Annotated in this window: 24 protein-coding genes and 1 tRNA gene; 15 read left to right on the forward strand and 10 right to left on the reverse strand. The window is 65.3% G+C overall.

What is annotated here, in order from left to right; all coding sequences use genetic code 11:
• Window positions 1-542 precede the first annotated feature (542 nt).
• The 3 genes from QY049_RS34355 to QY049_RS34365 all read right to left on the reverse strand — a co-directional run bounded on the left by QY049_RS34355 (window position 543) and on the right by QY049_RS34365 (window position 2,402).
• Window positions 543-779 carry a hypothetical protein gene (locus QY049_RS34355; protein ID WP_194477704.1) on the reverse strand — a complete coding sequence of 79 codons (237 nt, stop codon included), beginning with the start codon at window positions 777-779 and terminating at the stop codon, window positions 543-545.
• A gap of 708 nt (window positions 780-1,487) precedes the next feature.
• The gene (locus QY049_RS34360; RefSeq protein ID WP_258765280.1) at window positions 1,488-1,838 is read right to left on the reverse strand and encodes a hypothetical protein; all 351 of its coding nucleotides are present in this window, start codon (window positions 1,836-1,838) and stop codon (window positions 1,488-1,490) included.
• Window positions 1,839-1,874: 36 nt separating this feature from the next.
• The gene (locus QY049_RS34365) at window positions 1,875-2,402 is read right to left on the reverse strand and encodes a hypothetical protein (protein ID WP_258765281.1); all 528 of its coding nucleotides are present in this window, start codon (window positions 2,400-2,402) and stop codon (window positions 1,875-1,877) included.
• Between the two features lie 155 nt (window positions 2,403-2,557).
• Here QY049_RS34365 and QY049_RS34370 point away from each other — a divergent pair, with 155 nt between their 5' ends.
• Complete coding sequence (locus tag QY049_RS34370) at window positions 2,558-3,364, forward strand: lytic murein transglycosylase (protein ID WP_258765282.1); 807 nt, start codon at window positions 2,558-2,560, stop codon at window positions 3,362-3,364.
• A gap of 31 nt (window positions 3,365-3,395) precedes the next feature.
• On the opposite strand, the gene QY049_RS34375 is transcribed toward QY049_RS34370, so the two are convergent.
• Complete coding sequence (locus QY049_RS34375; RefSeq protein ID WP_258765283.1) at window positions 3,396-4,238, reverse strand: SDR family oxidoreductase; 843 nt, start codon at window positions 4,236-4,238, stop codon at window positions 3,396-3,398.
• A gap of 129 nt (window positions 4,239-4,367) precedes the next feature.
• Between QY049_RS34375 and QY049_RS34380 the strand changes: the two genes are divergently transcribed.
• The 4 genes from QY049_RS34380 (at window position 4,368) to QY049_RS34395 (ending at window position 7,885) form a co-directional block, all read left to right on the forward strand.
• Window positions 4,368-4,742, forward strand: coding sequence for a response regulator (locus tag QY049_RS34380; protein WP_258765284.1), 375 nt, complete (start codon window positions 4,368-4,370; stop codon window positions 4,740-4,742).
• Window positions 4,743-4,812: 70 nt separating this feature from the next.
• Window positions 4,813-5,424 (forward strand): LysE family translocator, encoded by a 612-nt coding sequence (locus QY049_RS34385; protein WP_301270426.1) that lies wholly within the window; start codon window positions 4,813-4,815, stop codon window positions 5,422-5,424.
• Between the two features lie 591 nt (window positions 5,425-6,015).
• Window positions 6,016-7,227 (forward strand): GGDEF domain-containing protein, encoded by a 1,212-nt coding sequence (locus tag QY049_RS34390; RefSeq protein ID WP_258765286.1) that lies wholly within the window; start codon window positions 6,016-6,018, stop codon window positions 7,225-7,227.
• Window positions 7,228-7,264: 37 nt separating this feature from the next.
• A complete protein-coding gene (locus tag QY049_RS34395) occupies window positions 7,265-7,885 on the forward strand; it encodes a peptidoglycan recognition family protein (protein WP_258765287.1) in 621 nt (206 codons plus the stop codon).
• A 10-nt stretch (window positions 7,886-7,895) separates the two neighbouring features.
• Here QY049_RS34395 and QY049_RS34400 read toward each other — a convergent pair whose 3' ends face one another.
• From QY049_RS34400 to QY049_RS34410, 3 genes are all read right to left on the reverse strand, one after another.
• Window positions 7,896-8,237, reverse strand: coding sequence for a hypothetical protein (locus tag QY049_RS34400; RefSeq protein ID WP_258765288.1), 342 nt, complete (start codon window positions 8,235-8,237; stop codon window positions 7,896-7,898).
• Between the two features lie 188 nt (window positions 8,238-8,425).
• Window positions 8,426-9,325, reverse strand: coding sequence for an RNA polymerase sigma factor RpoH (gene rpoH, locus QY049_RS34405; protein WP_100178250.1), 900 nt, complete (start codon window positions 9,323-9,325; stop codon window positions 8,426-8,428).
• 216 nt (window positions 9,326-9,541) lie between these two features.
• Window positions 9,542-10,549 carry an RluA family pseudouridine synthase gene (locus QY049_RS34410; protein WP_258765289.1) on the reverse strand — a complete coding sequence of 336 codons (1,008 nt, stop codon included), beginning with the start codon at window positions 10,547-10,549 and terminating at the stop codon, window positions 9,542-9,544.
• Here QY049_RS34410 and QY049_RS34415 point away from each other — a divergent pair.
• From QY049_RS34415 to QY049_RS34435, 5 genes are all read left to right on the forward strand, one after another.
• Entirely contained in the window at window positions 10,548-10,892 is a 345-nt protein-coding gene (locus QY049_RS34415) for a hypothetical protein (protein WP_258765290.1), read from the forward strand. The two genes, QY049_RS34410 and QY049_RS34415, sit on opposite strands and share 2 nt — an antisense overlap.
• A 56-nt stretch (window positions 10,893-10,948) precedes the next feature.
• Window positions 10,949-11,023: transfer RNA gene (locus tag QY049_RS34420), tRNA-Glu, on the forward strand.
• Window positions 11,024-11,197: 174 nt separating this feature from the next.
• Window positions 11,198-13,015 carry a DEAD/DEAH box helicase gene (locus QY049_RS34425; RefSeq protein WP_258765301.1) on the forward strand — a complete coding sequence of 606 codons (1,818 nt, stop codon included), beginning with the start codon at window positions 11,198-11,200 and terminating at the stop codon, window positions 13,013-13,015.
• A 316-nt stretch (window positions 13,016-13,331) separates the two neighbouring features.
• The gene (locus QY049_RS34430; RefSeq protein WP_258765302.1) at window positions 13,332-14,822 is read left to right on the forward strand and encodes an amidohydrolase family protein; all 1,491 of its coding nucleotides are present in this window, start codon (window positions 13,332-13,334) and stop codon (window positions 14,820-14,822) included.
• A gap of 3 nt (window positions 14,823-14,825) precedes the next feature.
• Window positions 14,826-15,761: a GTP-binding protein gene (locus QY049_RS34435; protein ID WP_258765303.1), complete on the forward strand. Its 936-nt coding sequence runs from the start codon at window positions 14,826-14,828 to the stop codon at window positions 15,759-15,761.
• Between the two features lie 30 nt (window positions 15,762-15,791).
• Here QY049_RS34435 and QY049_RS34440 read toward each other — a convergent pair whose 3' ends face one another.
• The 3 genes from QY049_RS34440 to QY049_RS34450 form a co-directional block, all read right to left on the reverse strand.
• Window positions 15,792-16,037, reverse strand: a complete 246-nt coding sequence (locus QY049_RS34440) for a hypothetical protein (RefSeq protein WP_258765304.1) — start codon at window positions 16,035-16,037, stop codon at window positions 15,792-15,794.
• Between the two features lie 76 nt (window positions 16,038-16,113).
• Window positions 16,114-16,515 (reverse strand): hypothetical protein, encoded by a 402-nt coding sequence (locus tag QY049_RS34445; RefSeq protein WP_258765305.1) that lies wholly within the window; start codon window positions 16,513-16,515, stop codon window positions 16,114-16,116.
• A gap of 11 nt (window positions 16,516-16,526) precedes the next feature.
• Entirely contained in the window at window positions 16,527-16,736 is a 210-nt protein-coding gene (locus QY049_RS34450) for a hypothetical protein (protein ID WP_258765306.1), read from the reverse strand.
• Between the two features lie 283 nt (window positions 16,737-17,019).
• On the opposite strand from QY049_RS34450, the gene QY049_RS34455 reads away from it, so the two are divergent.
• The 5 genes from QY049_RS34455 (at window position 17,020) to QY049_RS34475 (ending at window position 26,510) form a co-directional block, all read left to right on the forward strand.
• Window positions 17,020-18,702: a methyl-accepting chemotaxis protein gene (locus QY049_RS34455; RefSeq protein WP_258765307.1), complete on the forward strand. Its 1,683-nt coding sequence runs from the start codon at window positions 17,020-17,022 to the stop codon at window positions 18,700-18,702.
• Window positions 18,703-18,714: 12 nt separating this feature from the next.
• Window positions 18,715-19,386 (forward strand): aspartate/glutamate racemase family protein, encoded by a 672-nt coding sequence (locus QY049_RS34460; RefSeq protein WP_258765308.1) that lies wholly within the window; start codon window positions 18,715-18,717, stop codon window positions 19,384-19,386.
• Window positions 19,387-19,525: 139 nt separating this feature from the next.
• Entirely contained in the window at window positions 19,526-21,247 is a 1,722-nt protein-coding gene (locus QY049_RS34465; protein WP_301270427.1) for an AMP-binding protein, read from the forward strand.
• 11 nt (window positions 21,248-21,258) lie between these two features.
• Window positions 21,259-24,564: a carboxyl transferase domain-containing protein gene (locus QY049_RS34470; protein WP_258765310.1), complete on the forward strand. Its 3,306-nt coding sequence runs from the start codon at window positions 21,259-21,261 to the stop codon at window positions 24,562-24,564.
• A 95-nt stretch (window positions 24,565-24,659) separates the two neighbouring features.
• The gene (locus tag QY049_RS34475) at window positions 24,660-26,510 is read left to right on the forward strand and encodes a sigma-54-dependent Fis family transcriptional regulator (RefSeq protein ID WP_258765311.1); all 1,851 of its coding nucleotides are present in this window, start codon (window positions 24,660-24,662) and stop codon (window positions 26,508-26,510) included.
• Window positions 26,511-26,556: the final 46 nt, after the last annotated feature.

Genomic DNA, 26,556 nt, shown 5'->3' on the forward strand with positions numbered 1-26,556 from the left:
GCATCGGTCGTCTCCGAAACCCCGAGACGATCTCTATCTGACTCGTCGTTTTCACGCAGCCAGGGTCACAAGCGGTAGTGCTCTGACTGATCAGAAGATTTCCGCTTGGCCCTCAGAAGCTGACATCTTCGCCTTTATGAGTCACACCCTAAGCGAAAAGGCCGCTATTCGTTTCGTCGAAATCGATATGACTCAACCAAGCCGGCGGCCGTATACTGGTCTACGTGTTTTTTCTTCGCCCCAACCTGCTCGATACGCTCAATTCCTATCTGGCTTCGTCTCGGATTATACTTCCGACGCGAAAGGCGCATCGATGCCACCCCATCTCACCGTCTGCTGCAACACCCGCTGCCCCGTCTGCGACGCCGGCATCGCCAGGAGCAAATCGGGTGAGGGAGCGCTGCACATGGTGAGACCGGAAACCCTCACCCGGTGCGCGGGACGATGCTTCGCATCGCCCGGGACGCGCCGACCTCACCCAAGAGAGAGGTGAACTCCCGATGTCGCACCAGTTCAGCCCAATCTCGTCGAGCCGTGGCCCTCTACTTCTTCTTCGCCCCAACCCGATCGAGGCTCTTGATCTCCAACGCCGGCCGCCCGCTCTTTTCCGCGATCTCGCGGTCCTGCTCCATGATGAAGCCGCGCGCGGGTTCGTCGCCGTCGAGGCCGCCGAGCAGCTCGGCGGGCACGCGGCGGTTGGAGCGTTGGGAGCCGTCTTCGTAGACGACGTTGAAAAAGGCGAATTCGCCCTTCGGGTTGGTTCCGGGTTTTTTGGCCATGGCGGCTTGTCGTCGATCAGGGCGCCGCAGTCAAATGGCTTCGCGCCGATGTCGACAGCGACGTTCCAGCCGAAACGCCGGTCAGGCTGGCCGTGGAACCGTTTGATTGTGCTTGCTTTCGCGATGCCCGGCCGCGCCTTGCGCGCCGCCCGCGGCCCTGCACCGCGATAAACGGCGGGCCGACAAGCCCGCCGTTTATTTTGGCCTTCAACGCTGCCCGGGGCTGGCAGGGCAACAACCTGAGATAGAAGGCTATAACTTACGCTCTGCCGTGGCAAGGCAAATCATGGTGGCGACGATGTCGCAGCAAGCGCATCAGATATGCAGCAGATGTCCACGCGGGTTCCCACAATTTCGAAAGCACATCATTGGTTCGTTGACATGACCTGTTCATCTTGCTGCCTCTCGCAACGCAACGAGAACGCGCGGGTGGCCGAGCTGCGAGATGCCAGCGACCATGCGCAGCGGGATGCAGTACCGGGATTCATGTGTCGTCGGTCATGAGGGTCGATCGCACGACGCGCGGAGGGTGCGGCGCGGGCAGGGTGCCAATGTCCGCGGTCTGCGATGCTGACACCATACCCCTGTTTTGCCCGACGGGTCAACCCGTATTCGGAAAAGGCGCAGCGCTCGTCGCTGCGCTCCTACTGTGCATGGGGTTGTTTTGCGGTTTTTGTTTCGCCCCGGTTGGTTCGTGCGTTGCGCCTATCACATCGGCCGTGTGCGCCGCGTGACTTCTTGCGCGGCCAAATGCGATGTGTGGCCGCCGCGGCTTCCGCCATCCTTCTCCTTGCGCCCCTGCGCCATGATCGCGCTGCCCATCGCGGCGGAGCCGAAGGTGATGACGAACGATGCGAGCAGCACGGTGAGCCCGATGCCCGGCGCGCGATCGGCGAAGATCAGCTCGCGCAGATGTCCGGGGTTGAGCCAGAGCAGGCCGCCGACGAGGAGCGTTGCAGCGCCGGCGCCGATCGCGAGGTTGATGGCGAGCAGGCGGAGGAGGGGCATGCGCAGCAGGCGGATGGAGGACGGGCCGGCGCGTCGTCCGGTGTCGGGCATGACGAATTCTCCGCAAGCACAGGTGCTCGATCCGGCTTACGCGGCCGGCGCGATCCGGTCGTTCGCCCTGGTCTGCTGCGCCTGCTGACGCGCCATCATGTCCTGCCAGAGCGCGGCGATGCTGGCCTGCGTCTGCGGCGCGATCAGGCAGTGGCCCTCATTGTCGAAGCCGCAGAAGCGCGCGGACGGGTCCTTCCTGACCTCGGCCAGCGCCTTGTTGATCATCTCCAGGCAGGTCATGAGCTGTTCGATCTGCTGCAGCCGCGTGTGGTGCAGGATGTCCATCAGACGGAACGTCATCACCGCGGGCTGACCGTAGTTGACGCCCGGCCGGCCGAATTCGAACAGGACGTTGACCGCGGGGAACGTTCCGCGGATATGCTCGACCACGCCGGCCATGTCTTCCACGCTGCAGGCGACGAGATGGGCGGCTTGCGCCGTCGCGGCCGCAGTGGGAGCGCGGGGCACGAGGCCGAGCGAGCGGATCACCTCTTGCTCGATCCATTCCCGCACCGGCGCTGGTGCGTTGCGGATCTGGTCGGCGGTCAGCGTGACTCCGGTCATGGCTCGTCTCCTGGGCGGCGCTCCTGTTCGTGCCAATCTATGAGCAAGCGCGCGAGGCACGTTGATGCGGATCAAACGCGCCGCTTTGACCCGAACCCCGTTCCCGGGCATGATCCCCGGCAGTTTTGCGCCCCAGGGCATGAGGATTTTTTCGGATGTTGAGACCGCTTCTCGCCGCCGCCGTCATTGTTTCGCTGGCCGGCGGGTCGGCCGAGGCCGCGCGCTGCGGCGGCGACTTCAACAGCTTTGTCGCCAGCATGAGCGCGGAAGCGCAAGCCGCCGGCGTCTCGGCGGGCGTGACCAGCGCGGCGTTCGGCGGCATCACCCAGGATGGCGCCGTGCTCGCCTTCGACCGGCGCCAGCGCTACACCTTCAACAAGAGCTTCGAGCAGTATGTCTCGACCCGCGTCGGGCCCGGCCGCATCAATGGCGGCCGCGCGCTGCTGCAGCGCCATGCCGCGCTGCTCTCGCGCATCGAGCAGCAGTTCGGCGTTAACAGGCAGATCCTGGTCGCGATCTGGGGCCTGGAGAGCGATTTCGGCAAGGGCGACATGGGCAAGCTGCCGGTGATCCGCACGCTTGCGACGCTCGCGCATGATTGCCGCCGCACCGAGCTGTTCCAGGGCGAACTGCTCGCCGCGCTCAAGATCGTGCAGCGCGGCGACCTTCCCTTGCGCGACCTCATCGGCGCCTATGCCGGCGAGATCGGCCAGACCCAGTTCCTGCCGTCCTCCTACATCAAATACGGCGTCGATTTCGATGGCGACGGCCATGTCGACCTCCGCCACAGCGTCGCCGACGTGCTCGCCTCGACCGCGAACCTCCTGCACTCGAACGGCTTCAAGATGGGCCAGCCCTATGACGAAGGCTCGGCCAATTTCGATGCGATGCGCGAGTGGAACAGGGCGGTGATCTACCGCAAGACCATCGGGTATTTTGCCGACCGGCTGGTGGGGCGGTAGGGGCGGAGGTGGGGAGAGGCCGTCGCGTCCCCTACTTCCCCTTCGCCATCTTCTCCAGCCGCCGCTGCAAGGGCGCCCAGTAGGTCCCCGGGCGGAAGCGCTGCAGGATATCCATGAATCTGGCGTCGTTGCCGATCAGGATGCGCGGCTCGTTTTTCTCGATGCCCCTGATGATGCGCAGCGCCGCGTCCCTCGGCGTCGTCCGCGCCGCGCTCTCGAACCGGTCGATCATCTGCGCGCGGCGCGCATTGTCGGTGACGCCGACCCCGGTGCGCGAGGAGCGCGCGATCGACGTGGCGACGCCGCCGGGATGCACCACCGACAGTTTGACCGGGCTGCCCGCGACCGCAAGCTCGTGGCGCACGCTCTCGGAAAAACCGCGCACCGCGAATTTCGCCGCCGCATAGGCCGATTGTCCCGGTGGCGCGATGATGCCGAAGATCGACGAGACGTTGACGATATGCGCCTCCGGCCGTGCCTTCAGGTGCGGCAGGAAGGCGCGCGTGCCGTGCACCACGCCCCAGAAATTGATGTCGAACAGCCAGTCCATCTGCGCCTGGTCGATCTCCTCGAACGTCCCCATCAGCGCCACGCCGGCATTGTTGATGACGATGTCGAGCGCGGGATGCGCCGCGACGGCCTCGCGCGCGAATTGCGCGATGTCATCGGGTTCGCCGACGTCGACGCGGTGCACGCTGATCCTGCGCGCCTTGTCGTTTCCCTGGCCGATCTCGGCGGCGAGCGATTTCAACCCGGCCTCGTCGCGATCGGCGAGCGCGAGGTCGCAGCCGCGGCTGGCGAGTTCAATCGCGAGCGCGCGGCCGATGCCGCTCGCCGCTCCCGTGATGGCGGCCGCGCCGCGAATCGCCGTCATGATGCCTCCCGTCAGGATCCGCGAAGGGAACACGGATCTATATTTTTTCAGAATGGTCCCGAACCAGACCGGGGCTCCTTGTTTAACATGGGACACTTGGACGGAGGCAAGCAGCATTGGGAGCCACCGATGGGACAATCCAGGCCGTTTCCGGCAACAGCCCTCATCGTTGAAGACGACGCCATGCAGCGGGAGATGCTCAGTCTCCTGCTCGAAGAGAGCGGGTATCAAGTCATCCAGTGTGAGAGTGCGGAAGCCGCCGAGCGCGTGCTGGACAAGAATGCCGGCGCGCTCTGCCTGATGCTGACCGACGTCCAGCTCGCCGGCCGCATGAGCGGCGTCGAGCTCGCGCACATGGCCAAGGATCGCAATCCGAAGCTCGACGTCGTCGTCACCTCGGGCCGCCCGTTGACGCGGCCCCTGCCCGAGGGCGCGAAATTCTGGGCCAAGCCCTGGGCGCCGCTCGACGTGCTGCGCGAAGCCGAGATCGCCCAGCTGAACTGAGGTCTGTCCGGCGGGGGAGCTGACCGTGTCGTGACTTCTCCGCGAGCTGCGGGGGTGATAGGGACGGATCATGTCCTGGTCCTTCCTGCTCACCTCGCTCATCGTCGTCGCCTCGCCCGGCACCGGCGTGCTCTACACCCTGGCCGCGGCGCTGACCCGCGGTTCGCGCGCCAGCGTGGCGGCGGCGTTCGGCTGCACGCTCGGGATCGTGCCGCACATGGTCGCGGCGATGCTGGGCCTCGCCGCCGTGCTGCACACCAGCGCGATGGCCTTCGCTGCGCTGAAATGGTGCGGCGTGGCCTATCTGCTCTATATGTCCTGGCAGGCGCTGCGAGAGACGGGGGCGCTTGCGGTCGAGGCTGATATCAAGGAGCGTTCGAGCGGCCGGGTCATCGTCACCGGCTTCCTGATCAATATCCTCAACCCGAAGCTTTCGATCTTCTTCCTCGCCTTCCTGCCGCAGTTCATCGCCGCGGACGAGGCGCATGTGCTGGCGCGGATGCTGGAATTGAGCGGCGCCTTCATTGCCATGACCCTTGCCGTGTTCGTGGTCTACGGCCTGTGCGCGGCGTCCGTGCGCGAGCGCGTCGTCTCCCGTCCCGGCGTGATGGCCTGGCTGCGCCGTTCCTTTGCGGCGGGCTTTGCCCTGCTGGGCGCCAAGCTGGCCTTCGCCGAGCGGTAGCTAATAAAAAAGCGGGCCTCGCGCCCGCTACCTTCAAACTCTCCCGGCCTTGCCCGACGCCCGGGCGGAGCGTGCTCCACCCGGGCAAAGAAACTTCCGGAGTTACTTCTTCTTGGCGGCCTTCTTGGCCTTCTTCTTCGTCGCCTTCTTCGCCTTCTTCGCTTTCTTAGCCATAGGATCCTCTTAAGGGTTAATGGTGAAACGCGACACGAGGAACGCTCGGCGGAGGGCCAGCCTCGCAACATCCTCGATGACAAACTCAGCAGATTCGCAGCCGCCTGCCCCGCGCTGTCACATCTGTGTCATTGCGTTATCCACAGCTCAGATGCGTTTTCAGGTGCTTTTGGTCCGCGAATCCGCATCGGCAGCTCGGCTGAGCGCGTTCGCGCACCGTCGCGGGCGACGTGCCTAACGATCTGATAATCGCGCCGCGGCGTTCATGAATCCAAAACCAAGGGCGCGCTTTCGACTGTTGCAGTGAGGTTCCGTTAAGTGCGCCCGCGCATGATCCTCCGCAAGAACACGGGGACGGGTCATGGACGGACTTCTGCCAGAGACAGGGGGCGGGACGCTGCGCGTACTGCGGGCGCCATGCTGAACGTACCGACGCTTTGGATGGTCTTCGTCGTCAACTTCTCGGCGCTCGGCCTGATCTGGGCGTATGTGACGCGCTCCTATCCGAAATTCGAGGCCGCGCGGTACTGGATGGCGTCGGCCTTCGTCGGCGCGGCCGGTGCGATGACCGCATTGATCCGACTGTTCGTCGAGTCGCCTTTGCCGCTGCTGCTCGGTGCCGCCGGCATCATGGCGGCGAGCTGCTTCGCCGCCATGGGCATCCAGCGCTTCTACGACCGGCCGGTGCACTTGCGTCTGATGGCCGGGACGGGGATTCTCAGCCTCGCCGGCGTCGTGGTCTTCATGGTCGGCTTCGAGCAGATGCAGTTGCGCATGCTCTTCTACACGGTAGGGCAGGGCCTGCCGCTGGTGCTGTCACTGCGCCTGTTGCTGGCGCCGCCCGAGGGCCGCGTCAGTCCGGGAGCCCGGCTGTCCGGCATCGTGATCCTCACCATCATCGGGATCTTCCTGATCCGTACGGCCGGCAATGTGCTCGGCTACGATTTCTCGGCGCGAGCCGGCGGTCAGACCCATGCCGTCATGGTTCTGCTGCTGCTGTTCTTGTCGATGACGCTCAATTTCGGCTTCCTGCTGATGGCGATGGACCGCTTGCGCAACGAGGTCGCCGACCTTGCGCTGCTCGACGACCTCACCGGCGTCGCCAACCGCCGTCATCTGCTGCAGCGGCTGTCGGAGGAATGTGCCCGCTCGGAGCGCAGCGGCGAGCCGTTCTCACTGCTGGTGATCGACCTCGACGGCTTCAAGACCATCAACGACACCCACGGTCATGCCGCGGGCGATGCCTGCCTCCAGCATTTCACGCTGATGGCGCAGACGCGCTTGCGGCCCGGTGACCTGCTCGCCCGCACCGGCGGCGACGAGTTCTGCGTCGTGCTGCCGTCCTCCTCCATGCGCGAAGGTGCGTTGATCGCCCGCCGCATCCTCGAGGTCTGCCGCCAGGATGCCGCCGGCTGCTCCGGCAACGACATCCCGATCGCGATCTCGATCGGCGTTGCGGAATGGGATCGCGGCATCGGCCAATTCCCGGACCGGCTGATCGCCCACGCCGACCACGCGCTCTATGCCGCCAAGAAGAACGGCAAGAACGACTTTGCGATCTTCGACCAGGCTCCGCCGCTCTCGCCAGAGGCGCCCGGTCTCGGCGAGGCCACGCGCAAATTCGCGTAGATCCTGCTACGCTGGGCTCCGTTGTTGGATCCCCGTGATGATGTCCCGCCTGTTCGCGGCCGTTCTCGCCGCACTCCTGATCGCTCCCGCCGTCGCCGCCGATGCCGAGCTCTCAAGACTCGCGCGCAGCACCGGCACGCCCGACATCCCCGGCCTGAAGATCGTCTGGCTCGCGCCCTGGGGCGATGTCGCCAATGCCCATCCCTGGCGTAACATCATCGTGCACCAGACCGAGGGGCCGACGGGCTCGGCGCGCGGCGGCGCGCAGGAGCAGTCGAAGAACCCCACGCGGCGCGGCGTGATGGTCTGGGTCGAGACCGACGGCACGGTCTACTGGTCGGTCGCCGACAATCTGGTGCCGACCCATACCGACGGCGCCAACCGCAACGACAACAAATACGTCGACAACAGCACGACCTATCATCAGGTCGTGCGCGACAATTCCATCGGCGTCGAGTTCGCCGGCAACTATCCCGATGTCGCGACCGGTCCGACCGAGGCGCAGGTCGCGGCATGGAAGATCCTGGTCCAGGTGCTGCGCGCGCGCTACGGCATTCCGCTCGACCACGTCTATGCCCACAATTGGATCGACTTCAAGGACGCCCGCTATTGCGAAGGCTGCTGGCTGGCGACGCTGGCGCGGATATGGGGGGAGTGACCAGCGCGCGTCAAACCGGCTGTGCCATCCAGCCGAACAAGCGGCGGATCAATCCCGGCTGCTCCGGCAATTCCGGCGGCCCGTCCGCGGCCAGCACGCGTTTGAAGAAGTAGTCCAGGAACACCATGTCGTTCGGCTCGGTGACGGTGAATTCCTCCTCGCCGAAGTAGACGCTGTAGTTGAAGAAGAACGGGCCCATGATCGGGATCGTCGCGGTCGAGGCATAGTCCTTGGAGATCACGAACTCCGCGGGATCGAGGCCATGGTCGCGCATGGCCTGCTCGACCAGCGGCAGCTTGCGCATGAACTGGGCCGAGAAGCCGCCGACGGTGGATTGCAGGATGATCGACACGGCACGTGTCCGTTCTTTTGGATGTGGCCCGATCATCTTTGGTCGGTTGACCCGCCACGAGCGTTCAAGATGTCCCGCCGGCGCCCCTCACGACCATGCTCCGGCTCACACGACAAAAAAGCCGGCGTTGCCGCCGGCTTTTCGTCGCTTGTCGATCCGCCAATCTCTGGCGCCGGAAAAAGCCGCGCTTAATGCGCGGCTTCCAGCGCGGCCTGTTCGGCCCTTGCGATCGTGCCCTTGACCGCGGACTGCACCTTCTCGAAGGCGCGGACCTCGATCTGGCGGACGCGCTCGCGCGACACGCCGAACTCGGCAGCAAGGTCTTCCAGCGTCATCGGCTCATCGGCGAGGCGGCGCGCCTCGAAGATGCGGCGTTCGCGCGGGTTGAGCACGCCCATCGCGCCGTTCAGCGCGTCACGGCGGTGATCATATTCCTCGTGCTCCGCCATCATGGCTTCCTGGTTGGGCGTATTGTCGACCAGCCAGTCCTGCCATTCGCCGGCTTCGCCGTCGTCCCGGATCGGCGCGTTGAGCGACGCATCGCCACCGAGGCGGCGGTTCATGTCGATCACGTCCTGATCGGTGACGCCGAGGCGCTTGGCAATGATCTTCACCTGGTCGGGGCGGAGATCGCCCTCGTCCAGCGCGTTGATCTTGCTCTTGGCCTTGCGCAGGTTGAAGAACAGCTTCTTCTGGTTCGCGGTGGTGCCCATCTTCACGAGCGACCAGGAACGCAGGATGTACTCTTGAATCGACGCCTTGATCCACCACATCGCATAGGTGGCGAGACGGAAGCCCTTTTCGGGTTCGAAACGCTTCACCGCCTGCATCAGGCCGACGTTGCCTTCCGAGACGACCTCGGAGATCGGCAAGCCGTAGCCGCGATAGCCCATGGCGATCTTGGCGACGAGCCGAAGATGGCTGGTGACGAGTTGATGTGCCGCGTCGCGATCGTCATGCTCGCGCCAACGCTTGGCGAGCATGTATTCCTGCTGGGGTTCCAGCATCGGGAACTTGCGGATCTCGGCGAGGTAGCGAGAAAGGCCGGATTCTCCATTGAGGACCGGCAAAGCAGCGGTACGGGCCATTGGTAAGCCCTCCAAAGGTTCAGGCCCCCGATAGCGGCGGGCCAGGCAGACGACCGCTTTGTCAAAGCCGGCCGGGCTGCGATGTTCCGTTGGTCATTTCCAACGCAGGCGCAATATACCCTATCGGGGGGCAAAAAGGGAAGGATTGCTGACGTCACGTCCCCGTGTGGCAGCTATAACTTTTTGTAAGGTAAGGCTTTTCTCAGAGGCCCTGCGTCATAGCGCCGCTTTCAGGGCGCTTTCCAGGAGAAGCAAATCCTCCGGCAAGCCGGCCTCCCAGTGAAGAAGTTCTCCGGATCGGGGGTGCTCGAGTACCAGCAAATAAGCGTGCAGAGCTTGCCGTCCGAGGGCCGCCAAAGCCGCCTGCGACTCGGGGCCGAGCTGGTTCGCCTTGGTCTTGAAATGCGGGCCGTAGACCGCATCGCCCATCAGGGGGTGGCCGATATGGGCGAGGTGAACGCGGATCTGGTGGGTGCGCCCGGTCTCGAGCTCGCAGGCGAGCAGTGCCGCGACCGGCTTGCCGTCGCGCCCGTTGAAACTCTCCAGCAGCTCCCAATGGGTCACCGCTTCGCGGCCGCCCTGGCGCACCGCCATCTTTTCCCGCGCATGCGGATGGCGATCGATCGGCGCATCGACCGTGCCGCGATGGCGGCCCGGCAACCCCCAGGCGAACGCCATGTAGCCGCGCCGCATCGGCCCGGTGCGGCCGTGGTCGGCGAATTGGGCGGTGAGCGAGGCGTGCGCGAGATCGTTCTTGGCGACCACCATCAGCCCGGTCGTGTCCTTGTCGAGCCGGTGCACGATGCCGGGCCGGCGCACCCCGCCGATGCCCGACAGCGAAGTGCCGCAATGGGCGATCAGCGCGTTCACCAGCGTGCCGGTCTCGTGCCCGGCCGCGGGGTGCACCACCAGCCCTTTCGGCTTGTTGATGACGATGATGTCGTCGTCCTCGAACACGATATCCAGCGCGATGTCCTCGCCCTTGGGCTCGGGCGGGGCCGCCTCCGGCACGTCGATTATGATCGTATCGCCTGAAGCGACGTGATAAGCGGGGTCGCGGATCTCGGCGGCCTCGAGGCTCACCGCGCCCGCCAGAATCAGGGCTTTGAGCCTTGATCGCGACAGCTCCGGCAGGCGCGCCGCCAGCACGCGGTCGAGCCGGGCCGAGCCCTCGTCGCCTTCGACCACGACTTCCAACCTTTGCGCTGAACCTGAGCTTTCCATGACGACGTCTGATACCGCTGTTCCCGAACCGACCCCCGAGCAGGCCGCGCTGTTCGCGCGGGTGCGGCGGATGATGCTGATCGCGGGGCTGACCACGGCGCTGGCCGTCTGCGCCGTCCTGATCGCGGTGGGCTACCGCCTTTTCAAGTCGGAGGGAAGGGCGGTGGAAACCGCAGGCGACGTCACCGCCACCCTGCCGAAGGGCGCCAGGATCGTCTCCACCGGCGTCGCCGGCGACCGTCTCGTGGTGACCCTGGATATCGGCGGCGTCACCGAGATCCGCACCTTCGACGCCCGCACGCTCAAGCCAGCCGGAAAGCTGAAATTTGCCAATGAGCCATAAAAGGCCGGTTCAGTCCTTGCGGCGGACAAATTTCGAGGCTATTGGCTAGCCCTCACGCTCCCTTCGTCTAGCGGTTAGGACGCGGCCCTCTCAAGGCTGAAACAGGGGTTCGATTCCCCTAGGGAGCGCCAGCTATTTCAGAACGTCATCGGATGCGTTTGAAGTCGCCCCGGCCCGATGGGTCTTCCAGAAAAAGTCACCGGAATAGCCCCTGAGTTGCGAGGTCGCAGACCTGCGCGCATTGGTCCACAGCGTGCCGAGGTCATGTTAGGCTTTCGAGTTGGCTCTCAACCTCTCGGACGCACATGGCGACACTGATCCCCAGCCTCGGCTTCGCGCGCTTCGACACGCGCGGCGAGCTGCGGCTCGCGGAGCGCCTCAAGGACTTCCTCGAGGAGAATGCCGTCGTTTGGCACAATCTCCCGGTGGGGCCTCGCAATCGGCATCCGGACTTCATCATCGTTCACCCGGCAAACGGCCTGCTCGTGCTCGAGGTGAAGGACTGGCGTCTGGAGTCCATCGTGTCGGCCGACAAGGGCAACGTCGAATTGCTGACGGCGCGCGGCATCGTGCGGGAAAGCAATCCCCTGGAGCAGGCGCGCAAGTATACGTTCGATGTTGTGCGCACGCTGGAACGGGACGGGCAATTGCTGTTTCCGCCCGGCCATCGCTTCATGGGCAAATCCATCGTTCCGTTCGGCTTCGGTGTCGTATTCACCAACATCACGCGCCGGCAATTCGACCAGACCGATCTCAAGGAGGTGCTCGCCGGGCACCTGTGTGTGTTCAAGGATGAAATGACCGAGAGCGCAGACCCGGAAGAATTCTGCGCTAGATTGTGGTGCATGGTCTCGCCGCGCTTCGAAGAGCCGCTGTCGATGCCGCAGTTCGACCGGCTGCGTGCGCTGCTGTTTCCCGAGATCCGCATACGGCAGATTGCCTTGCCGCTGGGCGAAGCGCCCGTGCCTGATCCGTCCGACCGGACGCTCGCGGTCATGGATATGCATCAGGAGCAGATCGCGCGCAGCCTGGGCGAGGGCCATCGGATCATTCGCGGCGTCGCCGGATCGGGCAAGACGCTGATCCTCGCCTTTCGCGCCGAGTATCTGGCGCGCGGGGCGACAAGGCCGGTGCTCATCCTGTGTTACGCCAATGGCATCGCGGGCCGACTTGAGGATGCCATGCAGGATCGGGGCGTGGAGCATCGCGTGCAGGTTCTTACCTTTCATGGCTGGTGTTACCGGATGCTGCGGACGTATGGGATTCCGGCTCCATCCGAGCGAGACTATCCGGACTACGCAAAGCGACTGGCTGCGAGCGTTTCGGAGGTCATGAAGGCTGTCGATCAGGGGCATATCCCCATGGGGCAGTACGACGCCGTCCTGATCGACGAGGCACACGACTTCGAGCCGCAATGGCTCGCGCTTGCGGCCAAGATGGTGAACCCGCGCACGAAGGCGTTGATGGTCGTCTACGACGACATACAGGCCATCTACAAGGGACGTGAGCGCCCGGTATGGAAGCAGCTCGGAATTGAAGCGTCGGGCAGAACGACCGTGCTGAAAGTCAACTACCGCAATACTGCGCAGATCGTTGCCTTTGCGAGACGCTTCGCTTCCGACGTGATCGGTGCTCCCGGCACGACCGCCGATGACGAGAATCCCATCCTGCTGCCCGAAGATGCGGGTCGGCAAGGCCTGGCGCCGGATGTACGGCAATGTGTGAGCATCGACGCAGAAGCTCACTGCGTCGCCGAGTGGTTCCTCGGGCGGAAAAAGGCCGGGTATGAGTGGCCGCAAATGGCCTGCCTTTATCCGGAGCACTGGATTGGGGAGCGGGTCGCTCAGATCCTCGCCAAGCATGACGTGCCGATCGATATGGCCAAGAACAACAAGAACAGAATTTCGACGAAGCGTGTCGCTGTGCGCTTGTTGAGTATGCACACGGCGAAAGGACTCGAGTTTCCGTGCGTCGCGATTGCAGGGTTGGGCATGCTTGGCCGCCACGGCGAGACGATCGAGGAATGTGTTCGACTGACGTATGTCGGGGTTACCCGCGCGACTCACGAGGCGCTTTTGACCTACTCGAGTGAGTCGGCGCTGGTGCAGCGTTTGATTGCGTAGCCTGTTTCAGCTTCCGGCACTGGCGATCTAGCTAGCCCAGTGACCAGTCTACTACCGCAAGACATGCCGCGAGAATGCAAGTCTATGCCGCTTGCGCCGGCGAATCGGCGCCGCGCCGTCGCGCGTCCAGCCCGGTGCGCTCCCGGCGTCGACCAGCCCCACGCGCAAGCATGCAGCATCGGCATCGGTGGCGGTGGTCGTTCATCCGAAAATCTGCACTATGCACGCCGGGACGGGCGATGCGGCCGGTCTTGTGCCTCCGAAGCTGCTGCCGGGCCTTTGGAGATTTTTGGCACTGGCTTTTTGGAGTGGCGATATGAGCGGGTTGGTGATCTCTGGCGGCCGGGTGGTGGATCCCGCGAGCGGAATGGATGCCATTGGCGACGTGGCGGTGGTGGACGGCAAGATCGCCGCGGTGGGCGCCTCGCTCGGCGGCGCCGAGCGGGTGATCGATGCGACCGGGCTCGTGGTCGCGCCCGGCTTCATCGATCTGCACGCCCACGGCCAGTCGATCCCCGCCGACCGCATGCAGGCCTTCGACGGCGTGACCACGACGCTCGATCTCGAGGCCGGCGTGCTGCCGGTCGGCTCGTGGTACGAGCGCCAGGCGCGCAAGGGTCGCGTGCTGAATTACGGCGCCGCCACCAACTGGGCCTTTGCGCGCATCGGCGCGATGACGGGATCCAACGCCGAGAGTTCGCTGGAGGCGTTCGGCAACGCCATGCGCGATCGCCGCTGGATGGACAATGTCGCGACCGATGCGGAGGTGGCGGGCATCCTCGAGCGCCTCACGCGGGGTCTGGACGAAGGCGGCATCGGTATCGGCATCTTGAATGCCTATGCGCCCGGCGCCGGCGTGCAGGAACTGACCGCGGTGTGCCAGCTTGCGGCCAAGCAGGACGTGCCGACCTTCACCCACGTCGCCTACATGTCGCGCATCGACCCTGAAAGTGCGGCGGAAGCCTATATCCGCCTGATCGGCTATGCCGGCGCCACCGGCGCGCACATGCACATCTGTCACTTCAATTCGTCGAGCAAGACCGACATCGAACGCTGCCGCGTGCTGATCGAGAAGGCGCAGGCGCAGGGCCTGCCCATCACGGTCGAGGCCTACCCCTACGGCACCGGCTCGACCGTGCTGGCCGCCGCCTTCTTCAGCGATCCGCAATTCGTCGAGCGCAACGGCACCGGTTACGATTCCGTGCAGCGCGTGACCGACGGCTATCGCTTTCACGACCGCGAGGAGCTCCTGAAGGCGCAGGCCGAAGATCCGTCCTCGCTGGTGCTCTGGCACATTCTCGACACCGAGCACAATGCGCATCACCGCGATCTGCTCGACATGTCGGTGCTCTATCCCGGCGGTGCGATCGCATCCGACGCGATGCCGTGGACGACGTCGGACGGCAAGACCTACACCGGCGACGCCTGGCCGTTGCCTGACGATGCCACCTCGCATCCCCGCTCGGCCGGCTGCTTCACGAAGTTCATCCGCGAATGGGTGCGCGAGCGCAAGACCGTGTCGCTGCTCGAAGGCGTGCGCAAATGCGCGCTGATCCCGGCGGAGATCCTGTCGCAGAGCACGCCCGCAATGCGTGCCAAGGGCAGGCTTGCCAGGGACGCCGATGCCGATATCGTCGTGTTCGATTACGAAAAGCTTTCCGATCGCGCGACCTTCACCGCGATGAACCGGCCGTCGGAAGGCGTTCGGCATCTCGTCGTCAGCGGCCAGCCGCTCATCACCGATGGCGTGCTCGACGTCGCGGCGCGGCCCGGAAAGCCGGTGCGCCGTCCCGTCGTCGGGAGTTGATCCATGCCGGTCCCCGTTCTCCTGGTCACGGGCTTCCTGGGGGCGGGCAAGACCACGGTCGTCAATCACCTGCTGGCGAACGCGGACGGGCGGCGGATCGCCGCCATCGTCAACGATTTCGGCGCGATCAACATCGATGCGGAGCTGATCGCTGGCGCGAGCGACGGCGTGGTCAGCCTCAGCAATGGCTGCATCTGCTGTTCGCTCGAAGGCGATCTGCTCCGCACGCTGTCGACGCTGCTGCGGCGTGATCCCAGGCCGGAGTACATCGTCATCGAGACCAGCGGCGTCGCCAACCCCGCCGACATCGTCCGCAATCTGATGGACCCCGTCATCCTGCGCGAGGCGCCGCTGGAGACGGTGCTGTGCGTGATGGACGCCGGGACGCCGCCTTCTGCCCTGGATGACGCGTTGATGCGGTCGCAACTGCGCGTCGCCGATATCGTCGCGTTGAGCAAGCTGGATCTGGCGGACGAGGGCGCCGGCCTGCGGATGCGCGAGGCGATCCGCGCACAGCGCGTCCCTGCCGTCGTGGTCGATGCCAAACACGGCGAGATTCCATCAGCGCTGCTGTTTCCCGCGAGCGATCGCACGCCCGCGCCGCGCGAGCCGGGTCCGAAACGTCCGTCAGAAGAGCGTTTCGAGACGTTGAGCTGGACCTCCGACCGGCCGCTCTCCCTGCCGCGCCTGCAGCAGGCGATCGGCAAGCTGGCGCCGAAATTGGCGCGCGCAAAGGGCCTGTTCGAGACGGTCGAGCAGCCCGGCCGCCAGATGGTGTTCCAGCTCGCCGGAGGCCGCGCGACGCTGGCGCCGGGCGAAGCACCCGCACAGGGCGTGCCCCGCGCGCGGATCGTCTTCATCGCCGAACTCGGGGTGCTGACGAAGGCGGAGATCGACGGGATCATGGAGGCTTGTGTCGTGGTCGAGGACCATTCGTAGGCGAAAACGCAGCTTCGACGTGCTGCAGCCTCATTCCCCGTCCGGTTCTTCGGCCGGCTTCTCCGCCGCATCTTCCGCATGGGTCGCGGGTGCGGCGTGTGTGCCGCGCAGCCGGATCATCGTGTCGATCACGTCGACGTCGATTTTCAGCATGTCGAGATCACGCGTCATCTCGCGCACCTTCTGGCCCTTGCGCGCAAGCTCCTCGGAGACGTCGACCGCCATCTTGCGTTCGGTCACATTGCCCTGCCTGTTGACGAACAGCTTGGCACGCATCCATTCGAGCCACACCCCATCAGACCCTTCCGGCGATCAATTCTCAGGAGGGGAGCGACTGGACATCCCGAAAGCATCAGCAGACTGCGAGCGCGGCGATTGCCCGCGTGGCGGCAACCTGCCGATCGATCCCGACGAGTTGGCCTACGACCGTTTTGAGCTCCCCAGCCTCCCTGCGTCGCGCGATGGCCAGCAGGCGCATCAATTCCGTCTCGTCCTTCGACAGCCGCCTGCATGACGGCGGCATGAAGCAGAGATGGCAGGGACGCCCGCTGCGCAGGATCCTGACCAGCGCGGCAACGCGGGCGACCAGCAGCGGGCTGTCGGAGATGCCGGGCGCTTCGTCGGCGCAGCGATAGGCGGCTTCCCAGCAATCGGAGGCGCCGGTCGCATAGGCAGCGTCGATGAACCGGAACAGCGACAGCGCGACGCGGCAAAACTCGTCGCAGCCATCGACGCTTCGCGGCGTGTCCTGCATGAACGGTCCCATCAATGCAATGTGGGGCTTCCGACAAACCGGCTCTTCATCGCCATCGTCTGCGCGATGTGCCCACTCTCCGGCATCGTCAGGCCGGTGGGACAATGAACCTCGATGGCCGTGTGCGCCGTGCAGGCAAAGACCTCGATGATGTCCTCCAGCGAAGGCACGGTGCTCGGCACGGTGAGGTCGGGAGACCCCGAAGATGTCGGTTGATGCATTGTGCCTCTCGCGTACGGCTGCGCTCACGCCGCTGTCCGGCGCTGACGATCTGCGCCGATCGTTCCGCCAGGGTCCTCTGCAAGTCAACGTTCGGAGCGACGATATCGAGGTCTTCCAGTTCTAAAGAGCTTCATCCCGGATGCGGCCGACCCCTCCGTCGCCGGATGTCAGCGGCCTCGCCCGCACGATTTCGCGGGGCAACGGGAACCCGAATGCTTAAAGCTTTGCTAAGGGGATCGCGATAAATTGGCATATCAGCCCCGCCAGATCTCGCGAGCACCGATGATTTTCTCCCGCATCAGTTTCAAGCTGGTTCTCATTGTCGGCATCAGCCTCCTCGGCATGATCGCACTCGCGCCGATCGCGCTGTCGACCCTGCGCAGCCAGATGATCGCCGACCGCCAGGCCAAGACGCAACACATGGTCGATGTCGGCTATGGAATCCTTGCGCATTACCAGAAGCTCGAGAGCGACGGAAAGCTGTCGCGCGAGCAGGCGCAGGCCGGCGCCATGGCGGAGATCAAGAGCCTTCGCTACGACAAGGTCGAGTATTTCTGGATCAACGACATGACCCCCAGGATGGTCATGCACCCGATCAAGCCCGAGCTTGACGGCAAGGATCTTGCCGGGATGAAGGACCCCTCCGGCAACGCGCTGTTCCTCGGCTTCGTCGATGTCGTCAAGAAACAGGGCGCGGGCTTCTACAGCTACCTCTGGCCGAAGCCGGGCTTCGAGCAGCCGGTCGGGAAGATCTCCTATGTGAAGGGCTTTGCGCCCTGGGGCTGGATCATCGGCACCGGCATCTATCTCGACGACGTCGACGCCGTCTTCCGCCAGGATGCGATGACCTTCGGCCTGGTGTGCCTTGCGGTGCTCGTGCTCGTGCTCGGCGCGTCTTTCGCGATCGGTCGCAGCGTGACGCGGCCGCTGGCGAAAATCACGGACCTGACCGAACGCCTCGCCTCCGGCGACAGTGCGTTCGAGGTGCCCTATACCGACCGCAGGGACGAAGTCGGCGGGCTCGCCAAGGCACTGGCCGTGTTCAAGGACAACGCGTCGGCCGTGGGCCGGATGCATGCCGAGCAGCAGGAGACGAAGCTGCGCGCCGACGACGAGAAGCGCAAGACGATGGCGGATCTCGCCGGCAGGTTCGAGGCGAGTGTCCAGGCCGTGGTTCGCGACGTCTTCAACGAGGCGCGCGCGATGCAGCAGGCCGCCCAGGGCATGTCGGAGACCGCTGACAAGGCGACCGACCGCGCGAGCTTCGTCGCCACCGCCTGCCAGCAGGCGTCGAACAATGTGCAGACCGTGGCGTCGGCCGCCGGGCAGCTGTCGGCCTCGATCACCGAGATCAGCCAGCGCGTTGCACAGGCGGCAACGGTCGCCGACAAGGCGGCCGCCGACGGCCAGCGCACCAACGACACCGTACAAGGGCTCGCCGCGGCGGCGCACAAGATCGGCGAGGTCATCGATCTCATCAACCAGATCGCCTCACAGACCAATCTGCTCGCGCTCAATGCGACGATCGAGGCGGCGCGCGCCGGCGAGGCCGGCAAGGGCTTTGCCGTGGTCGCGAGCGAGGTGAAATCGCTGGCGAGCCAGACCGCGAAGGCGACCGACGAGATCGGTTCGCAGATCACCGCGATCCAGGCCGAGACCAACCAGGTCGTCGGCAACATCGACAGCATTCGCAAGACCATCATGGAGGTCAACGAGATCTCCTCGTCGATCGCCGCCGCGGTCGAAGAGCAGGGCGCCGCGACGCAAGCGATTGCCCATAGCGTGCGGGAAGCAGCCTCCGGCACGGACCAAGTCTCGCAAAACATTTCCGGCGTCACCGACGCGACAGCCGAGACCGGTCAGGCCGCCGGCCTCGTGCTGCAGTCGAGCGGACGGTTGACCCAGAAGCTGCAATCGCTGGAGAACGAGGTCAGCGCCTTCGTTGCCGGCGTGCGGGCGGCCTAGGTTAGCAGGGGGATGGGGCCGACATCCGATCGCCGCGCGCGCATCCTCCTGATCAATCCGAACAGCAATGAGGCGACCACCGCCATGATGGTCGCCATCGCGAAGTCTGCCGCCCCCGATGATTTCGACATCATCGGCGCCACGGCAACGCGTGCGCCCCAGATGATCGTGACACCCGACGCGCTGGATGCGGCCGCGGCCGAGGTCGAGGAGATCGCGCTGGCGCATCAAATGTCTTGTGAAGGCATCATCGTTTCCGCGTTCGGCGATCCCGGCCTTGCGGGGATCAAGGCGGCGATGACGCTGCCCGCGGTCGGCATCGGAGAGTCTGCGATGCTGGCGGCTGCCGAGGGTGGTCGTCGTTTTGGCGTCGCGACCACGACGCCGCAGCTGAAGGCGAAGATCGACGCGCTGCCGGACGCACTGGGATTGCGGTCCCGCTACACCGGTGCCCGCTTCGCCGCGGGCGATCCGCAAGTCTTGATGCGCGATCCGTCGCGGCTCCGCTCGGCTCTTGCCGATGCAGTCGAGGCCTGCATCGCGCAGGATGGAGCCGATGCCGTCGTCATCGGCGGTGGCCCGCTGGGTGAGGTCGCTCGCGAGCTGCAGTCGATGTTCACCGTGCCTGTCATCGCGCCGATCCCCTCCGCGGTGGCGCGGATCATCCGCCTCGTGAGGGCGTAGTATTTTCCGCGTCGCGGCATCGGCCGTGATGCGGAAGACTGTTTTCCTTGACATGACCTTTGCTGTGCTCGACCTGTAACGATGTCGATTATCGGCGCGCGCGTGCCGACGTATGGAAAAGTTATCCGGGAAAGACGTCATGAGTGCAGGCCTCGATGAAAAGGACTACCTCGCCACCTTGCACGGTTTGTGGGAGAAGGCCTGGCCCAAGGGCATGCCGCGTTCGCCGAACTATCTGCATGGCGAAGTTCCCCTGACTGAATATCTTCGCGCCTGGGCGAGGCAAAGTCCCACGCGACCTGCGGTGATCTTCTACGGTCACGTCACGACCTATGCCGATCTCGATCAGCAGAGCGACCGCTTTGCGGCGCTGTTGCGGGCGAAGGGGGTGCGGAAGGGCGATCGCGTCGCCGTCTTTCTGCCGAACTGCCCGCAATTCCACATCGTGTTCTTCGGCATATTGAAGCTCGGTGCGGTCCACGTTCCCGTGAGCCCGCTGTCGCGCGCGTTCGAACTGTCCTACGAACTCAACGACACCAAGGCCGAGGTGATAGTGGCATTGGATCAGCTCGTCCCCGTCGTCGAGCAGGTCCGAGGTGAGGTGAGCCTGCGCGAGATCATCGCCACCAGCTTCGCCGACGTCGTGCCGGCGACGCCGGCGTTTCCCACGCCGGACTCGATCCGAGCGCCGCGGATCGCGGTTTCAGGAGCAACTGACCTGCTCCCAGCACTTGCCGCAATGCCTGCACCATCGCCGCTGCCGCCGCCCGCCCTCGATGAGGTCGCCGCGCTCAACTACACCGGCGGTACCACCGGCATGCCCACGGGCTGCGTCCACACCCATCGCGACATGGTCTATACGGCGGCGGCCAATTACGGCATCTCGGTGCTGTCGGACGAAAGCAGCGTCTTCCTGTCGTTCTTTCCGGAGTTCTGGATTGCCGGCGAGAATTTCGGCCTGATCTTCCCGCTGTTCTCCGGCGGGACGCTGGTGCTGCTGGCGCGGTGGGACGCCGTCGGCGCGATGGCGGCGATCGACAAGTACAAGGTCACGATCACCGCGATGCCGGTCGATGGCGCCGTCGAGCTGATGGACCATCCGCGCTGGAACGAGTTCGACCTGTCGTCGCTCGAGCAGGTCCGCGTCGTCTCCTTCGTCAAGAAGCTCAACGCCGACTATCGCAAGCGCTGGAAGGACCTCACCGGTACGATCCTGATGGAAGCGGCCTGGGGCATGACGGAGACCCACACCTCCAACACGTTCACGGCAGGCTTCCAGGAGGACGATTTCGATCTCAACAACCAGCCGATCTTCGTCGGCCTGCCGGTCCCCGGCGCCGAGTTCAAGATCACCGATTTCGAGACCGGCGCGCTGTTGCCGCTCGGCGCGGAAGGCGAAATCCGCGTGCGAACGCCATCGCTGCTCAAGAGCTACTGGAACAAGCCTGAGGCGACCACGGAGTCGCTGATCGACGGCTGGCTCCGTACCGGCGACATCGGCACCATCGACAGGGACGGCTTCCTGCATTTCCTCGGCCGTCGCAAGGAGATGCTGAAGGTCAAGGGCATGAGCGTGTTTCCGCCGGAGATCGAGGCGCTGCTCGGCCAGCATCCGAAAGTGCTGGGTTCGGGCGTCGTCGGACGCGACGATCCCGACAAGGGGCAGGTGCCGGTGGCCTATATCCAGCTCAAACCGGAGGCGGTCGGTACCATTTCGGCGGAAGATCTCCGCGCCTGGTGTGCCGAGCGCATGGCCGTCTACAAGGTCCCGGAAGTCCGCATCATCGAAGCCCTGCCGCTGACGGCCACGGGCAAGGTGAAGAAGCAGGACCTCAACCCGAACCAGCCTGCCTCAGTCTGAGTGAGAGACCGATGTCGTTCAAAAAGCTCCTGATCGCCAATCGCGGCGAGATCGCCATCCGCATCGCGCGCGCCGCAGCCGACGCCGGCATCGCGACGGTCGCGATCCATCCCGCGGACGATGCGCTCTCGCTGCATGTGCGCGTGGCCGACGAGGCCGTCGAAATCCCCGGCCGCGGCGCGCGGGCTTATCTCGACATCGACGCTGTGGTGAAGGCGGCGAAGAGTGCGGGCTGCGATGCCGTGCATCCCGGCTACGGCTTCCTCAGCGAGAACGCGGCGTTCGCAAAAGCCAGTGCCGATGCAGGCATCGTGTTCGTTGGGCCGAAGCCGGCCGCGCTGGAACTGTTCGGCGACAAGGTTGCCGCACGGCAACTGGCAAAGCGCTGCGGCGTGCCTGTGATCGCCGGCACCAGTGGTCCGTCGTCGCTCGACGAGATCTCCGCGTTTTTCACCTCGCTTGGAGACAATGCGGCGATCGTGATCAAGGCGATGGCCGGCGGCGGCGGTCGCGGCATGCGTGTCGTCGAGAACTCGGCCGATCTCGCTGAAGCCTATGCGCGCTGCCAGTCCGAGGCCAGGGCGGCGTTCGGCTTCGACGGCGTCTATGCCGAGCGGCTGATCCGGCAGGCGCGTCACATCGAGGTGCAGATCATCGGCGACCGCCACGGTGCAATCTCTCATCTCTGGGAGCGCGAATGCACTATCCAGCGCCGGCATCAGAAGCTGATCGAGGTGGCGCCGAGCCCGTCGCTGAGCGAGACCTTGCGCGGCCGCATCATCGAGTCGGCGAAGCAGCTTGCGACGGCGGCGTCTTACGACAATCTCGGCACGTTCGAGTTCCTGGTCGACGGCACCGCCGAGGACAGCTTTGCCTTCATCGAGGCCAATCCACGGCTCCAGGTCGAGCACACCGTGACGGAAGAAGTGCTCGGCCTCGACCTCGTTCGCGCGCAGTTTGCGATTGCCGCGGGCGCATCGCTGGCCTCGCTTGGCCTGACGCAGGGCTCGATCCCGAAGCCGCGTGGCTATGCGATGCAGCTCCGCGTCAACATGGAGACGCTGGACGAGACGGGCGCGACGCATCCGACCGGCGGCGTGCTCGCCGTGTTCGAGCCGCCGTCAGGCCCCGGCGTCCGCGTCGATAGTTTTGGTTATGCCGGCTACAAGACCAGCGCGGCCTTCGACTCCCTGCTCGCCAAGGTCATTGTGCACACGCCGGGTGAAGCCTGGCATGATGTCGTGGCGAAAGCATCGCGCGCCCTGCGTGAGTTCCGGATCGACGGCGTCGTCACCAACATCGCCTTCCTCCAGGCTGTGCTGGCGCATCCCGATTTCAGGACCAATCGGATCGCGACCGACTTCATCGACCGCAACATCGCAAAGCTCGTCGAAGCGGCCGATGGCGCGGCCAAGCCGCTGTACTTTGCCGCGGCCGAGCGAAGCGGCACGCATGCCGCTGAGGCGCACGTCGCGCAGATCGTCCCCGAGGGCGCGGTGATGGTCGCCGCGCCCTTGCAAGGGACCATCGTCACCATCCAGGTGAAGGAGGGCGAGATTGTTCGTCCGGGCCAGCAACTCGCCGTCATCGAGTCCATGAAGATGGAGCACCTGGTGATGGCCGAGCAGGGCGGCCGCGTCATGAGGCTCATGGCCGGCGATGGCGTCACACTGCTGCATGGCGAGCCGATCCTCTATCTCGAGCCGCTCGACGTCGCCGCTGACAGCGCGGCGGCCGAAGCCGACATCGATCTCGACCACATCCGCCCGGATCTTGCCGAACTGATCGCGCGCCAGGCCAACACGCTCGATGCGAACCGCCCGGCTTCGGTCGAGCGCCGCCGCAACACCAACCAGCGTACCGCGCGCGAGAATGTCGCGCAGCTCGTCGACGACGGCTCGTTCATGGAGTACGGCAGCCTCGCCATCGCCGCGCAGCGGCGCCGGCGCAAGCTCGACGACCTCATCAAGAATACGCCGGCCGATGGCCTCGTGATGGGTGTTGCCACCGTCAACGCCGAAAAGTTCGGCGGAGACGCCGCGCGCTGCATCGTCGTGGCCTATGACTACACCGTGCTGGCGGGCACGCAGGGCCACATGAACCACAAGAAGATCGACCGGATGCTGACCTTGGCGGAAGACTGGCGGGTGCCGCTGGTGTTTTACGCCGAGGGCGGCGGCGGCCGGCCCGGCGACACCGACCGGCTCGGCATGACCGGCCTGGACGGCCCGTCCTTCGTGCAGTTTGCAAGGCTCTCCGGCCTCGTGCCCGTGATCGGCGTCGTCTCCGGCTATTGCTTCGCCGGCAATGCCGCGATGCTCGGCTGCTGCGATGTCATCATCGCCACCAGGAACGCCTCGATCGGCATGGGCGGTCCCGCCATGATCGAAGGCGGTGGCCTCGGCGTCTATCACCCAGCCGAGGTCGGCCCCGTCTCGTTCCAGTCGCCGAACGGCGTCATCGACATCCTTGTCGAGGACGAGGAGGAGGCGACATCGGTCGCGCAAAAGTATCTGTCCTATTTCCAGGGCGCGGTGACGAACTGGGAAGCGGCAGACCAGCGTCTGCTTCGCCGCGCCATCCCCGAGAACCGCCTGCGCGTTTACGACATCCGCAGCGTGATCGATCTCGTCGCCGACAAAGATTCGGTGCTGGAGCTGCGCCGCGACTACGGTGTCGGCATGATCACCGCGCTGATCCGGATCGAGGGCAAGCCGTTCGGCCTGATCGCCAACAATCCGCGCCATCTCGGCGGCGCCATCGACGCCGATGCCGGCGACAAGGCCGCGCGCTTCCTCCAGCTTTGCGATGCCTTCGACCTGCCTGTTGTCTCGCTCTGCGATACGCCTGGCTTCATGGTCGGCCCGGAAGCCGAGAAAACCGCGATCGTACGTCATGTCTCGCGCATGTTCGTGACAGGCGCGAGCCTCACCGTGCCGCTGTTCGGCATCGTGCTGCGCAAGGGCTATGGCCTCGGCGCACAATCCATGATCGGCGGCGGTTTCCACGCCTCGTTCTTCACCGCAGCCTGGCCGACCGGCGAGTTCGGCGGCATGGGCCTGGAAGGCTACGTCCGGCTCGGTTTCCGCAAGGAGATGGAGGCGATCGCTGATCCCGAGGAACGCGAGACCTATTACCGCAATAAGGTCGCCGAGCTCTATGCCAACGGCAAGGCGGTCTCGATCGCCTCGGTGTTCGAGATCGACAACGTGATCGATCCCGCGGAGACGCGGCGCTGGATCATGGCGGGCCTCCGGACTGTGCCGAAGCCGCCGACGCGGACCGAGAAGAAGCGGCCGTGTATCGACACGTGGTGAGGGCGGTGCAGCAATAGCCGCGACCCGGTTCCCGATTGACATCCCCGCCTGTGGTGCCAGACTTTGCATCATAATACAGGGTGGAGACGTCCGCGGTGGCCAGCCTTTCGGCCTCGAACCATGTCGCCCGTGTCTTGTCCGTCGCCAATCATGTGGCCGACGTTGACGCCTCGTCGCGCATCGAGAACTCCTGGCGGCGTTGCCTGATCAGCCACAAGCTCGATCCCGCCCGTCAGGGCCCGCCGCAGACGCTGACCGAGGCCGAGGTCCGTCACGTCGCCGAGCCCTTGGAAGAGACCATCCGGCTGCTGACGCCCGAACTCGACGATCTCGCCCGCGTGCTGCGCGACGCCGGCTATTGCGTCAATCTGGCCGATGCGAACGCGACCATGCTGTTCAGCCGTCTGCCTGGAGAGGCCGACGCGCGGATGTTCATGGACTGGAAGATCTACACCGGTTCGAATTTCGCGGAGACGTTCGAGGGCACCAATGGGCTCGGTACCTGCCTTGCCGAGCAGAAGCCGATCCTGGTCCATCGCGACGAGCATTTTCGCGCGCAGTGGCACATGTTCTCCTGCGCCGTGGCGCCGCTGTTCGACCAGTCAGGGCGCCTCGCCGGCGCCGTCAACATCACGTCCTGCCGCGAAGATCTCGAGCGGGCCGCGCATCAACTCGCGCTTGCGGTGACGATGGAGGCGACGCGGCGGATGGAGGGGGCGATCTTCCGCGATCATTTCCGCAACGCCTGGATAGCAACCGTGCCGGGCGATGGCGGCAGCGGGCTGCTCGCCTATGACGACGACCGCCGCATCGTCGGTGCCTGCCGCGCGGCGCGCGCCTTGCTCGGGCTCACCGACGGCCTGATCGCCTCCGGCATCGATCTGTCGCGCTACGTCAAGCTCGACCGTGCGCGCAACGCGGACGAGATCGTCGAGCTACGCCGCGCCGATGGCCGTCCGTTGGGGCAGAGCCATGTCGTTCCGCCACAGCGCGCGAGATCCGCTACACTGCGCCGCGATGCGCCGCTCGATCGTTTCGACGCGCTGCACCGGCTTGCCGGCCGCGATCCCGGCCTGGTCAAGAGCGTGAAGCGCCTCCGGAGCATCGGCGATCATAATCTGCCGGTGCTGCTGCATGGCGAGACCGGCGTCGGCAAGGACGTGTTCGCGCGTGCCATTCACGCCGCCAGCAACCGGGCCCGCAACAACTACGTCGCGCTGAACTGCGCGGCGATGCCGGAGAGCCTGATCGACGCCGAGCTGTTCGGCTACGAGGCCGGGGCCTTCACCGGCGCACGTCGCGACGGCTCGAAGGGGCTGATCGTGCAGGCCGACGGCGGCACGCTGTTCCTCGACGAGATCGGCGACATGCCGATCGCGCTGCAGACGCGGCTGCTGCGCGTGCTGGAGAACCGCGAGGTCTGGCCGCTCGGTGCGCTCAAGCCCGTGCCGGTGGACATCCGCCTGATCAGCGCCACCCACCGCGATCTCGGCCGCATGGCGGAGGAGGGTGCATTTCGTGCCGACCTCTATTTCCGCCTGCGCGGCATGGAGGTGCGGCTGCCCGCCTTGCGCGAGCGCGCGGACCGGGATGACATCATCGCCCAGATCGCGCGCGAGGAGGCGCCGAACTGCCGCCTGTCGGAGGAGGCCTGGGCGCTGCTCTCGACCTATCCCTACCCCGGCAATATGCGCCAGCTCCGCCACGTGCTGCGGCTTGCCGGCTGCACGGCGGAGGATGGCGTGATCATGGACGCCGATCTCGACCTGCCGCCATTCGGCGGGAGAGCGACGGAGACCGATCTCGAAGCAGCCGAACGCGCGACGATCGTGGAAGCTCTGCGCAAGCACGGCGGCCGCGTCACCGAAGCCGCCCGCGCACTGAAGCTCAGCCGCGCGACGCTGTATCGGAAGATCAAGCAATTGAAGATCGAGACCGCGCAGTAACGCCTGTCTCTTCCCTTCTCTCACAAGGGGAGAAGGAAAGTCACCG

This window comes from Bradyrhizobium sp. WYCCWR 13022 (assembly GCF_030435535.1).
Classification (GTDB): Bacteria; Pseudomonadota; Alphaproteobacteria; order Rhizobiales; family Xanthobacteraceae; genus Bradyrhizobium.

Excerpts from the sequence above, each read along its gene's own strand:
- QY049_RS34355 (WP_194477704.1), bottom strand. The coding sequence starts at position 779 with ATGGCCAAAAAACCCGGAACCAACCCGAAGGGCGAATTCGCCTTTTTC.
- QY049_RS34360 (WP_258765280.1), bottom strand. The coding sequence starts at position 1,838 with ATGCCCGACACCGGACGACGCGCCGGCCCGTCCTCCATCCGCCTGCTG.
- QY049_RS34365 (WP_258765281.1), bottom strand. The coding sequence starts at position 2,402 with ATGACCGGAGTCACGCTGACCGCCGACCAGATCCGCAACGCACCAGCG.
- QY049_RS34370 (WP_258765282.1), top strand. The coding sequence starts at position 2,558 with ATGTTGAGACCGCTTCTCGCCGCCGCCGTCATTGTTTCGCTGGCCGGC.
- QY049_RS34375 (WP_258765283.1), bottom strand. The coding sequence starts at position 4,238 with ATGACGGCGATTCGCGGCGCGGCCGCCATCACGGGAGCGGCGAGCGGC.
- QY049_RS34380 (WP_258765284.1), top strand. The coding sequence starts at position 4,368 with ATGGGACAATCCAGGCCGTTTCCGGCAACAGCCCTCATCGTTGAAGAC.
- QY049_RS34385 (WP_301270426.1), top strand. The coding sequence starts at position 4,813 with ATGTCCTGGTCCTTCCTGCTCACCTCGCTCATCGTCGTCGCCTCGCCC.
- QY049_RS34390 (WP_258765286.1), top strand. The coding sequence starts at position 6,016 with ATGCTGAACGTACCGACGCTTTGGATGGTCTTCGTCGTCAACTTCTCG.
- QY049_RS34395 (WP_258765287.1), top strand. The coding sequence starts at position 7,265 with ATGATGTCCCGCCTGTTCGCGGCCGTTCTCGCCGCACTCCTGATCGCT.
- rpoH (WP_100178250.1), bottom strand. The coding sequence starts at position 9,325 with ATGGCCCGTACCGCTGCTTTGCCGGTCCTCAATGGAGAATCCGGCCTT.
- QY049_RS34415 (WP_258765290.1), top strand. The coding sequence starts at position 10,548 with ATGACGACGTCTGATACCGCTGTTCCCGAACCGACCCCCGAGCAGGCC.
- QY049_RS34410 (WP_258765289.1), bottom strand. The coding sequence starts at position 10,549 with ATGGAAAGCTCAGGTTCAGCGCAAAGGTTGGAAGTCGTGGTCGAAGGC.
- QY049_RS34425 (WP_258765301.1), top strand. The coding sequence starts at position 11,198 with ATGGCGACACTGATCCCCAGCCTCGGCTTCGCGCGCTTCGACACGCGC.
- QY049_RS34430 (WP_258765302.1), top strand. The coding sequence starts at position 13,332 with ATGAGCGGGTTGGTGATCTCTGGCGGCCGGGTGGTGGATCCCGCGAGC.
- QY049_RS34435 (WP_258765303.1), top strand. The coding sequence starts at position 14,826 with ATGCCGGTCCCCGTTCTCCTGGTCACGGGCTTCCTGGGGGCGGGCAAG.
- QY049_RS34440 (WP_258765304.1), bottom strand. The coding sequence starts at position 16,037 with ATGCGTGCCAAGCTGTTCGTCAACAGGCAGGGCAATGTGACCGAACGC.
- QY049_RS34445 (WP_258765305.1), bottom strand. The coding sequence starts at position 16,515 with ATGCAGGACACGCCGCGAAGCGTCGATGGCTGCGACGAGTTTTGCCGC.
- QY049_RS34450 (WP_258765306.1), bottom strand. The coding sequence starts at position 16,736 with ATGCATCAACCGACATCTTCGGGGTCTCCCGACCTCACCGTGCCGAGC.
- QY049_RS34455 (WP_258765307.1), top strand. The coding sequence starts at position 17,020 with ATGATTTTCTCCCGCATCAGTTTCAAGCTGGTTCTCATTGTCGGCATC.
- QY049_RS34460 (WP_258765308.1), top strand. The coding sequence starts at position 18,715 with ATGGGGCCGACATCCGATCGCCGCGCGCGCATCCTCCTGATCAATCCG.
- QY049_RS34465 (WP_301270427.1), top strand. The coding sequence starts at position 19,526 with ATGAGTGCAGGCCTCGATGAAAAGGACTACCTCGCCACCTTGCACGGT.
- QY049_RS34470 (WP_258765310.1), top strand. The coding sequence starts at position 21,259 with ATGTCGTTCAAAAAGCTCCTGATCGCCAATCGCGGCGAGATCGCCATC.